The sequence below is a fragment of the Streptomyces sp. NPDC059456 genome, assembly GCF_042750055.1.
GTDB lineage: Bacteria > Actinomycetota > Actinomycetes > Streptomycetales > Streptomycetaceae > Streptomyces.
The window spans coordinates 1-1,276 of record NZ_JBHYVA010000598.1 but is presented as its reverse complement, the minus strand read 5'-3'; the positions used below and the strand labels follow the sequence as shown (position 1 = coordinate 1,276).

Below are 1,276 nucleotides of genomic sequence, written 5' to 3'. Positions count from 1 at the left end.
GGTGGGGGGGGGGGGGTGCGCCTGGGGGGTCGCCCGCGGGGGGGGGCGGGCGCCCCCGCGGCCCCCCCGGCCCCGGAGGCCCCGCCGGCTCCGGCCGCTCCGGCCGAGTCCTGGACGACCGTGTACGGGCCCTCGGTACGCCGGTAGAGCACGCGGTGCCCGGCCGCCGGGGTCTCCACGACGATCTCCCGCAGCCCGGGCAGGGTGAGCAGCAGTGCGTCGTCGATGCCCGCCAGCAGCCGCTGCACCAGGTCCTCGGCGGCGGCGTCGCGCAGCGGGAGGACGACCACCGTGTCGTAGCCCTCGGGGGCGGTTCCCTCGGCGGGCAACGGCAGCCGCAGCAGCGGGACGTGCCCGTCGCGGCGGCGCAGTTCGTCGCCGAGGCCGGGACTGCCGTGCGCGGCGTCCCGGGCCAGCTCGCGGGCCTCGGCCAGGGACCAGCGGACGCCGCCGTGGCGGCCCAGTACGGCGGGTTCGTCGGACACCGCGAGGACGGCCGCGAAGCCGACGCCGAAGCGGCCGACGGTGTCCGAGGAGCCCGTCGACCCCGCGGGCTCCCGCTTCGCGGAGGCCCTCAGGGTGCTCAGCGACTCCACGCCCGTCGCGTCCAGCGGGGCGCCGGTGTTGGCGACGGCCAGCACGCCGGGCCGGCCGCCCTCGCCGGAGTGCAGGGTCAGCCGCAGCCGGCCGGGCACCTTGGCCCGGGCCGCGGCGTCGGCGGCGTTCTGCGCCAGCTCGACGACGAGCCGGTCGCGGTAGCCGCCGAGGGCGAGGTCCTCCTCCGCGTTGGCGTCCTCGCGGAAGCGGGCCGGGCCCGCGCCCCAGGCGTCGAGCACCCCGCGCCGCAGCCGGGCCGTGCCGAAGGGGTCCACGCCACCCTGGGCCGCCGTCACTCGCACGCTCACGCCGCTGCCTCCAAGCTGTACTGCATTCACCGAATGCCGACGCCCTGAAGGTATCGCGTGGGCGGCTGCGCCTCGCCCGTGAGGTGGGCGAACACGAGGACGTCGCCATCCCGGTGGCGGTCGTCGGCGGGCACGCAACGACGCAGCCCCCGGCGGCACGAGGTCGCCGGGGGGCTGCGTACGAGCGGGACGCGGGGTGCGGTCAGAGCTTGTCGATCACGTAGTCGAGGGGGGCGGGGGGGGGCCGCCCGGGCCCCCGGGGGGCCCCCGGGGGCTCTGGGGGTGGGGGGGGGGTGGGGGCGCTCGGGGTGCTTGGTGGTGTTGGCCAAGATGTTGTTCCAGATGGAGCTGCGCGTCCGGCGCAACCCGGG

General features: G+C 78.4%; 1 protein-coding gene. It reads right to left on the bottom strand.

Annotation, left to right across the window (positions count from 1 at the left end):
• Positions 1-905: sacsin N-terminal ATP-binding-like domain-containing protein (locus ACFXA3_RS34320; RefSeq protein ID WP_385193446.1), on the bottom strand; the 905-nt coding region annotated here is incomplete at its 3' end.
• Between the last annotated feature and the right edge of the window lie 371 nt (positions 906-1,276).